Genomic DNA, 8,902 nt, shown 5'->3' with positions numbered 1-8,902 from the left:
TCTGAGCGGCTCCCCACGGTTTCACAGGCCAGGGCGAAGCGCAATCGCCCCAACCGGTTGGCGCTGAACGTTCGACTCATCTGCTGCTTAATGGATTGATTGTTTTTTTAAATCAAATCAATAGTCGTAGGAGGTGCTGGGGAAAGCGTGGAAAACCCTGCCAATCCAGCTCCAGCAGCTTGTTTTGCTTTTCACAGGGCTGTGCAGATGGCGGCGCCGGGTGCGGAGAGGGTGCCGGTTTGCACAGTTTCAACAGGGTGTGGAGAGGGTGGGGCTAGTCCGTGTGGGCGGGTTGTCCTCGTTTTCCACGGCCTTGAGTCCGGGTTCATCGCGGTTGTCCGCAGTCAGTTCATGGGTTGGTTGGTGCGATCGGGCATCAAAAAACCCCTCCGCGGAGGGGTTGAGCCGTGGTGATGAACGGTGGGGAGAGCGGTGATGGGCCGGATCGCTCAGAAGCCCATGACGCGGGCCACGGTGCCCAGATCCGGATCCAGGTCGGTATGGAAGGCGGCATCGTTGTTGTTGATGGCGCAGTCGGGATCCTTCAGGCCATTGCCGGTGAGCACGCAGACCACGGTTGCTCCGGCGGGAAGCTCCTCCTTGCGTTTGAGCAATCCGGCCACGGAGGCGGCGCTGGCCGGTTCGCAGAACACGCCCTCCTGGCCTCCCAGCAGTTTGTAGGCCGCCACGATCTCCGCGTCGGTCACATCGAGAAAGGCGCCGTTGCTGGCGGTGCGAGCGGCGATCGCTTTCTCCCGGTTCACGGGATTGCCGATGCGGATCGCCGTGGCGATGGTGTGGGGATCCTCCACCGTGGTGTTGCTCACCAAGGGGGCAGATCCGCTGGCCTGGAAGCCCATCATCCGTGGCAGGGTGCGGCTACGACCGGCCTGGTGATACTCCTGAAAGCCCATCCAGTAGGCGGTGATGTTGCCGGCGTTGCCCATCGGGATACAGAGCCAGTCCGGCGCATCACCCAAGGCTTCGATCACTTCGAACGCCGCGGTTTTCTGGCCCTGCAACCGGTAGGGATTGACGGAGTTGACCAGGGTGACCGGATAGCGGTCGGAGGCTTCACGCACGATGTCGAGCGCACGATCGAAATTGCCCCGGATTGCCAGAACCTCGGCGCCATACACCAGGGCTTGTGCCAATTTCCCCTGGGCCACGTAGCCATCGGGGATCAGCACGAAGGCCCGCATGCCGGCGCGGCGGGCGTAGGCGGCGGCAGCGGCTGAGGTGTTGCCGGTGCTGGCACAGATCACCGCTTCGCAGCCCGCTTCCTTGGCCTTGCTGATCGCCATGGTCATGCCGCGGTCCTTAAAGGACCCGGTTGGATTGAGACCGTCGTATTTCACGAACACCTTCACGCCCCGCCCGATCCGCTCGGCGATCGATGGAACGGGAATCAAGGGGGTGGCGCCTTCGCGCAAGGTCACCACCGGTGTGGCATCACTGACCGGCAGCCAGCTCCGATAGGCCTCGATCAGGCCGGGCCAGTCCTGCATCACAGGGGTGCTGGTCAGCCGTCTGCGCAGGTTCTGGAGCAGAGACACCGGCAAAACGCATAGGGCCCCAGGAATCTATGCGGCTGGGTTGAGAGGCGTCGGCACTTCGCTTCAGGAGTCGCCGTTTTTCAGCCCGTCCAGGGGCGACTCAGAGAAGAATTTCACCAGGCCAGCGATCGATTCGGCTTTCTGTACCACCGCCATCAGGGCCGGGATGTTCACCTCCATCACCTCGGCGGGATAGGCCTCGAGAAAACGGATGGCATCGAGGCCGCCACTGCCCATCTGCAACCCGTTGATCACCCCGGCCCGGATCGCTGGAACGCTCACGGATGGAGCCGGCACCTTGAGGGGATAAATGATCGTGGCCACTCGCCGGATGATCACATCACCGATGCGGGTCGACATCAGCCGACTGGTGAGCACCAAGGGAAGGTCCAGTTTTTGGTTCAGGAGCTTGGCCACATCGGCCGGGTCCTGACGACCGAGTTTGAGAATGTCAGCGAGCAGCCCTCGCGCTTTGCCGGTTTCGGCCAGATAGGCGAGATCCGCCACTGAAATCGAGCGTCTGAAGGCGCCGCTCACGAAGGCCACCTCCTTGGCCGCTTGGGCCGGAGCGATCAGGCTGCTGATGCTCAACCCGAGACCCGTGGCCAGGGCCAGCAGGGCACGGCGTCGCGAGCGCTTCGGTGTGGACAAAACCATGACCTGTTCCAAGCGCCCGGAATCTAGGCAGGAACACCAGCGGCGACGCGCACGAGGCGGACAACTCCTCGTTCGGCCAGTCCCTTGGCCACACTCAGGCCCATGGTGCGCGCTCCAGGTTCACGCATCAGACGGGGCAGGCGTCGCAGCACCAGCTCCGGGCGGAATCCCGGCAATTGCTGCAGCACGGCGACCAGTTGACGGATGGGTTCGAGATCGAGCATCTCGTCGTCGGCCGTTTGCCAGGACGCCGATGCCATAAGGCCCGGTGGTTGCAGGCGCCGTGGCAGCTGCCGGCTGATCCGACGCATTGTGAACCAGCCGAGGGCATCGAGGCGGTCGACCACCGCGTCGACCAATTGATTGCGCAGCATGCCCCCGTTGGGAGAGAAGAGGAAATCGAGCACCTGGTCGAGCAGGGTGTCGAGGTCCAGCTGGGCTTGACTCGCCGCACTGGCCACCAGATTTTCCAGGCGGGTCCAGCGGAAGGCGTCACCGTCAAACAGCATCTCCTTAAGGCTCTGGCGGAGTTGCGGATCGGGATCCTCCATCAGGCGACGGGCGAAGTAGGGGTAGGCCGCACCGAGGATTTTGAAGTCGGGATCCACGCTCAGGGCGATCCCCTCCAGGGTCACCAGGGAGCGGATGATCAGGGCGTAATAAGGCGGCACCCGGAAGGGAAAGCGATACATCACGCCCGACATGTCATCGGTGACGCTCTTGAAGTCCATCCGATTCACGCCCATCTCCAGTGCCTGGCTGAAGACGCTCTCGAAGGCGGGAACGATCGGTTCGAGATTCACGTCTTCGGCTAGGAAGCCGAGGGTGACGAAGTCCTTGGAGAGCTTGCTGAAGTTGCGGTTCACCAGATGCACCACCGCCTGGATCAGGCCCGTGCGTGACTCCCGGCTCACCTCGCTCATCATCCCAAAATCGAGGTAACACAGCCTTCCGTCCTCGAGGGCCAGCAGGTTGCCCGGGTGGGGATCGGCGTGAAAGAAGCCGTGTTCCAGCAGCTGCTGCAGGCTGCAGTTCACACCCACTTCCACCATGTCGTCCGGATCGATGCCCATCGCCCGCACCGCATCCAGGTTGGTGAGTTTCACACCATCGATCCATTCCATCGTCAGCACCCGCCGACTGGTGGCATCCCGATAAATCGCCGGAACGGCAATGCGTGGATTGTTGCGGTGCAGCTCCCGGAACCGTTCGGCATTGGCGGCTTCGTTGAGATAATCCATCTCTTCGAACACCCGTTGCCCTAGTTCATCGATCAGGGCCACAAGATCGCTGCGGATTAGGCCGATGTTGCGGTTCAACCAGGCGGCGATGTTGCGCACGATGTAGAGATCGAGCGTGATTTGTTCCCGCAGCCCCGGCCGCTGCACCTTCACGGCCACCGGCTGACCGCCTTTCAGCACGCCTCGGTGCACCTGACCCAGGGAGGCGGCAGAGATCGGCTCGCGCTCCAGCGAGTCGAAGTGTTCATGCACGGGCACCCCCAGATCCTCTTCGATGCAGGCCATCGCCAGGTCACTGGAGAATCCGGGTAGCTGGTCCTGCAGTTGCGCCAGTTCCTCGAGCAGCACCGGTGGAACGATGTCTGGTCGGGTGGAGAGGGCCTGCCCCGCTTTGATGAACGCTGGCCCGAGGTCCACCAGCAGTTCGGCGCATTCCCGCGCTCGGCGTCGGGCCCGTTCCGGCGTCCTCAGCAGGCCCAGCATCCAATCGCTGCCGATACCCAGCAGCAGCAGACTGATCGGCACCAGGGTTTGCCAGAGGCGTCGGATCAACCGCTGGGGGTGACCGGCATAGATCCGGGTGATCGCCGCTGGGTCGTAGGCCATCAGGCCTGACGCTTCGATGAAATCCCCGAGTTCCTGTTCGATCACGGCCGGCCTTGCCAGTGCACCCCTTCTAAACGAGCTGGGCTGCCGCTACGGTCAACGCGACCACCGGGAGCTGCCGTGCTGACCGGGCTGCGACTGCAGAACATTGCCCTGATCGACAGTCTGGAACTTGATTTCCAGCAGGGTTTCACCGTGCTCACCGGTGAGACCGGCGCCGGCAAGTCGATCCTGTTGGATGCGTTGGATGCCGTGCTGGGCGGGCTGCAGGGTACGGCGGCCCAGCGGTTGATTCGCCGCGATGGCGATCGGGCTGGTATCGAAGCGCGGTTCACTGTGCAGGCGGGACTCCGCGCCTGGTTGGCAGCCCATGATCTCCCCCTCGATGACGACCAGGAACTGGTGGTCAGCCGCGATTGGCGTCGTCAGGACGATCGGCTCAGCAGTCGCTTCCGCGTCAATGGGGTGGTGATCAATCGGCAGCAGGTGCTGTCGTTACGGCCTTTGCTGATTGATCTCACGGTGCAGGGGCAGAGTCAGCAGTTGTCCAGGCCCGGTCTGCAACGGCGCTGGTTGGATCGTCTTGGCGGGCCGGAGCTGGAGGAGCTGCTGCAGCGGGTGCGTCAGCATTGGCAGCACTGGCGGTTGTGCTTCGAGCGGCTCGAGCAGGCCCGTGCCGATCATCAGCGTCTGCAGCACGACTGGGGCGAGCGCCAGGAGCTGCTGGCGGAATTGGAGGCTGCCGCCTTGGAGGATCCGCTGGAGATTCAGGTGCTCACGGCTGAGCAGGATCGGCTGGTGCACGGCGTTCGCCTGCAGGAGGGATTGGCTGAATTGGTGGGTCGCCTTCAGGACGGAGCGGATCAGGCCCCTTCGGCGGTGGATCACCTGGTGGCCTGCTGCCATGAACTGCAGCAGATGGTGGCCCTGGATAGCTCCCTGCAGCCCTTGGCGGAGCGTTGCCTCGATCTTGAGGCCACCGTGCGAGATCTGATCAAGGATCTGGAGACCTATGGCGCTGCCCTGGAGAGCGATCCGGATCGGCTCCATGTCTTGCAGGATCGTCTGGCTTTGCTGAAACGGTTGGAGCGCCGCCATGGTCAGGATCTCGCCGGCCTCTGCGAGCTCCGCGATGCCCTGCGCGAACAGCTGGAGCCTGGTGGTGCGGATGGGGCCGTGCAGGCTTTGGAGCTGGAGGAATATCAGGCCCGATTGCAGCGTGATCAGAGCAACGGTGTGCTGACGGAGCGCCGCCATCGGGTGGCCCGTCAGCTGGAGCAGGACTTGCTGGCCCATCTGCGGCCGATGGGTCTGGCCAATGTGCGGTTTCAGGTGGCGGTGGATCCCTCAGAGCCCGGCGAGGCTGGTGCTGATGCTGTGTCGTTTCTGTTTTCCGCCAATCCCGGCCAGCCCCTCGCTCCTCTGGGGGAGGTGGCATCGGGTGGGGAGATGTCGCGTTTTCTGCTCGCGCTCAAGACCTGTCTGGCAGCCGTGGATGGCTCCAGCACCCTGCTGTTTGATGAGATCGACACGGGCGTGAGTGGGCGTGTCAGCGGGGCGATGGCCGATCTGCTCCGTACCCTGTCGCGCCACCGTCAGGTGTTCTGTGTGACCCATCAACCGCTGGTGGCGGCAGCGGCCGACCATCATTTCCGGGTGAGTAAAGCGGTGGAGAACGGCGAGACCCGTTCGCGAGTGTCCCACCTGCGGGACACTCAGGCGCGTGAGCAGGAACTGGCGGAACTGGCCGGTGGCAATCTGGGTGAGGCGCGCGCCTATGCCGCGAGCCTGTTGGAACAGCGTGCAGCCTGAGCTGGATCAATCTCCGTAGACTCTGGTGCTGCCGAACGCTGCCGCATGGGGCGCCCCGCTCCGAAGCCGAAGGATCTGTCGCATGCGGCGGGCCCGATCAACCTCAGCGGTGGTTCGCTCGAGGATGTGATCCGCGTGCGTGGAGCGCGTCAGCACAACCTCAAGAACGTCGACGTCACCATTCCCCGCAACAAGCTGGTGGTGTTCACCGGTGTGAGTGGCAGCGGCAAGAGTTCCCTGGCGTTTGACACGATCTTTGCTGAGGGTCAGCGCCGTTATGTGGAGAGCCTGTCGGCCTACGCCCGTCAGTTTCTCGGTCAGGTCGATAAGCCGGATGTCGATGCGATCGAGGGGCTCTCACCGGCGATCTCGATCGATCAGAAATCCACTAGCCACAACCCTCGCTCCACCGTCGGCACGGTCACCGAGATCCAGGATTATCTGCGGCTGTTGTTCGGCCGCGCCGGTGAACCCCATTGCCCCCAATGTGATCGCCCGATCCGACCCCAAACCATCGATGAGATGGTGGATCAGATCCTCACCCTGCCGGAGGGAACTCGTTATCAGTTGCTCGCACCCGTGGTGCGCGGCAAAAAAGGCACCCACACCAAATTGATCAGTGGCCTGGCGGCCGAGGGGTTTGCCCGGGTGCGCATCAATGGTGAGGTGCGTGAGCTCGCCGACAACATTGAGCTCGATAAAAACCATTCCCACAGTATTGATGTGGTGGTGGATCGCCTCGTGGCCCGTGACGGTATTCAGGAACGTCTCACCGATTCCCTGCGCACCGCTCTCAAGCGCGGTGATGGCCTTGCCGTTGTGGAGGTGGTGCCGAAAAAGGATGAGGCGTTGCCGGAGGGGGTCGAGCGGGAACGGTTGTATTCCGAGAATTTCGCCTGCCCCGAACATGGCGCTGTGTTCGAGGAACTTTCACCTCGCCTTTTTTCCTTCAACAGCCCCTACGGAGCTTGTGAGGACTGCCATGGCATCGGCCATCTGCGCAAGTTCACGCCCGAACGGGTGGTGCCAGACCCCTCGCTTCCGGTGTATGCCGCTGTCGCCCCCTGGGCGGAGAAGGACAACAGCTACTACTTTTCCCTGCTCTATTCGGTGGGCGAGGCCTTCGGCTTTGAGATCAAAACCCCCTGGAACCAGCTCACTGATGACCAGCGGGATGTGTTGCTCAACGGCAGCCGCGAGCCCATTCTGATCCAGGCCGACAGTCGCTATCGCAAGAGTGCGGGTTATCAGCGGCCTTTTGAAGGGATCCTGCCGATTCTTGAGCGTCAACTACGCGATGCCAGTGGTGAATCGCAGCGGCAGAAGTTGGAGAAGTTTCTTGAGCTGGTGCCCTGCGCCACCTGTGCCGGGCAGCGACTCCGCCCGGAAGCGCTGGCGGTGCGCGTGGGTCCGTTCCGGATCACGGAATTGACTGCCGTGAGTGTGGGGCAGACCCTGGAGCGGATCGAGCGTTTGATGGGGGTGGGTGCCGCAGAGGGGGCAGAGCCGCTGCTGACGTCGCGCCAGATTCAGATCGGTGATCTGGTGCTGCGGGAGATCCGCATGCGTCTGAGGTTCCTGCTTGATGTGGGGCTTGACTACCTGAGCCTGGATCGACCGGCGATGACCCTGTCCGGCGGTGAAGCGCAGCGCATTCGTCTGGCCACGCAGATCGGTGCCGGACTCACCGGTGTGCTGTATGTGCTCGATGAACCGAGCATCGGCTTACATCAGCGCGACAACGATCGTCTGCTCGCCACCCTGGAGCGTCTGCGCGACCTGGGGAACACCCTGGTGGTGGTGGAACACGATGAAGACACCATCCGCGCGGCCGACCATCTGGTGGACATCGGCCCCGGTGCCGGCGTGCATGGCGGCCATATCGTGGCGGAGGGGTCGCTCGAGGATCTGCTGACCGCGGAGCAGTCCCTCACGGGCGCTTATCTCAGTGGTCGCCGTTCCATTCCGACGCCGCCCGAGCGTCGCAACGCCGGCAGTCGCAGTCTCAAATTGCTTGATTGCGCCCGCAACAATCTCAAGAATCTGAGCGTGGAGTTTCCGCTGGGGCGGCTGGTGTCGGTCACCGGGGTCAGCGGCAGCGGCAAGAGCACCCTGGTGAACGAGTTGCTCCATCCCGCTCTGGAACACGGCCTCGGCCACAAGGTGCCCTTCCCGGCAGGTCTCGCCGAGCTGCGGGGTCTGAAGTCGATCGACAAGGTGATCGTGATCGACCAGTCACCGATCGGTCGGACGCCCCGCTCCAATCCCGCCACCTACACCGGCGCCTTTGATCCGATCCGTCAGGTGTTTGCCGCCACCGTGGAGGCCAAGGCCCGGGGCTACCAGGTGGGTCAGTTCAGCTTCAACGTCAAGGGCGGCCGTTGTGAGGCCTGTCGCGGTCAGGGCGTGAACGTGATCGAGATGAATTTCCTGCCCGATGTGTATGTGCAGTGCGATGTCTGTAAGGGCGCCCGTTTCAACCGGGAGACGCTTCAGGTGACCTACAAGGGTCACACCATTGCCGACGTGCTTGAGATGACCGTCGAGCAGGCGGCCGATGTGTTTTCAGCGATTCCCCAGGCGGCGGATCGGCTGCGCACGCTGGTGGATGTGGGTCTGGGCTACGTGAAGCTGGGGCAGCCGGCGCCCACCCTCTCCGGCGGTGAAGCGCAGCGGGTGAAGCTGGCCACGGAGTTGTCACGCCGGGCCACCGGCAAAACGCTCTATTTGATCGATGAGCCCACCACGGGCCTCAGTTTTTATGACGTCCACAAGCTGATGGATGTGATGCAGCGGTTGGTCGATAAGGGCAATTCGATCATCTGCATTGAGCACAACCTTGATGTGATCCGCTGTTCTGACTGGATCATTGATCTCGGTCCGGAAGGCGGCGACAAGGGCGGGCAGATCGTTGCCACCGGCACGCCAGAGGAGGTGGCGGCACACCCCACATCCCATACGGGGCGCTATCTACGCAAGGTGCTCGAGCAGCACCCGGCCCCGGAGCTCGCCGCCGCCTGATGCATTCCG

General features: G+C 63.0%; 5 protein-coding genes. 2 read left to right on the top strand and 3 right to left on the bottom strand.

Going from position 1 to position 8,902, the window contains the following annotated elements; genetic code table 11:
- Positions 1-449 precede the first annotated feature (449 nt).
- The 3 genes from thrC to SynWH8101_RS13925 form a co-directional block, all read right to left on the bottom strand.
- The gene (gene thrC, locus SynWH8101_RS13935) at positions 450-1,508 is read right to left on the bottom strand and encodes a threonine synthase (RefSeq protein ID WP_130130567.1); all 1,059 of its coding nucleotides are present in this window, start codon (positions 1,506-1,508) and stop codon (positions 450-452) included.
- 111 nt (positions 1,509-1,619) lie between these two features.
- Entirely contained in the window at positions 1,620-2,213 is a 594-nt protein-coding gene (locus tag SynWH8101_RS13930) for an alpha/beta hydrolase (protein WP_130130261.1), read from the bottom strand.
- Between the two features lie 23 nt (positions 2,214-2,236).
- Positions 2,237-4,060, bottom strand: coding sequence for an AarF/ABC1/UbiB kinase family protein (locus tag SynWH8101_RS13925; protein ID WP_130130566.1), 1,824 nt, complete (start codon positions 4,058-4,060; stop codon positions 2,237-2,239).
- Between the two features lie 120 nt (positions 4,061-4,180).
- Here SynWH8101_RS13925 and recN point away from each other — a divergent pair, with 120 nt between their 5' ends.
- Positions 4,181-5,872 (top strand): DNA repair protein RecN, encoded by a 1,692-nt coding sequence (gene recN / locus SynWH8101_RS13920; RefSeq protein WP_130130260.1) that lies wholly within the window; start codon positions 4,181-4,183, stop codon positions 5,870-5,872.
- Between the two features lie 45 nt (positions 5,873-5,917).
- Positions 5,918-8,893: an excinuclease ABC subunit UvrA gene (gene uvrA, locus SynWH8101_RS13915; protein ID WP_130130259.1), complete on the top strand. Its 2,976-nt coding sequence runs from the start codon at positions 5,918-5,920 to the stop codon at positions 8,891-8,893.
- The last annotated feature ends 9 nt before the right edge of the window (positions 8,894-8,902 follow it).

This window comes from Synechococcus sp. WH 8101, from assembly GCF_004209775.1.
Lineage (GTDB): Bacteria > Cyanobacteriota > Cyanobacteriia > PCC-6307 > Cyanobiaceae > Synechococcus_C.
This window is presented reverse-complemented; position numbering and strand designations above follow the sequence as displayed.

Bases quoted from the DNA above. Each gene is read 5' to 3' on its own strand.
- SynWH8101_RS13925 (WP_130130566.1), bottom strand. From the start codon at position 4,060: ATGGCCTACGACCCAGCGGCGATCACCCGGATCTATGCCGGTCACCCC.
- uvrA (WP_130130259.1), top strand. From the start codon at position 5,918: ATGGGGCGCCCCGCTCCGAAGCCGAAGGATCTGTCGCATGCGGCGGGC.
- SynWH8101_RS13930 (WP_130130261.1), bottom strand. From the start codon at position 2,213: ATGGTTTTGTCCACACCGAAGCGCTCGCGACGCCGTGCCCTGCTGGCC.
- thrC (WP_130130567.1), bottom strand. From the start codon at position 1,508: ATGCAGGACTGGCCCGGCCTGATCGAGGCCTATCGGAGCTGGCTGCCG.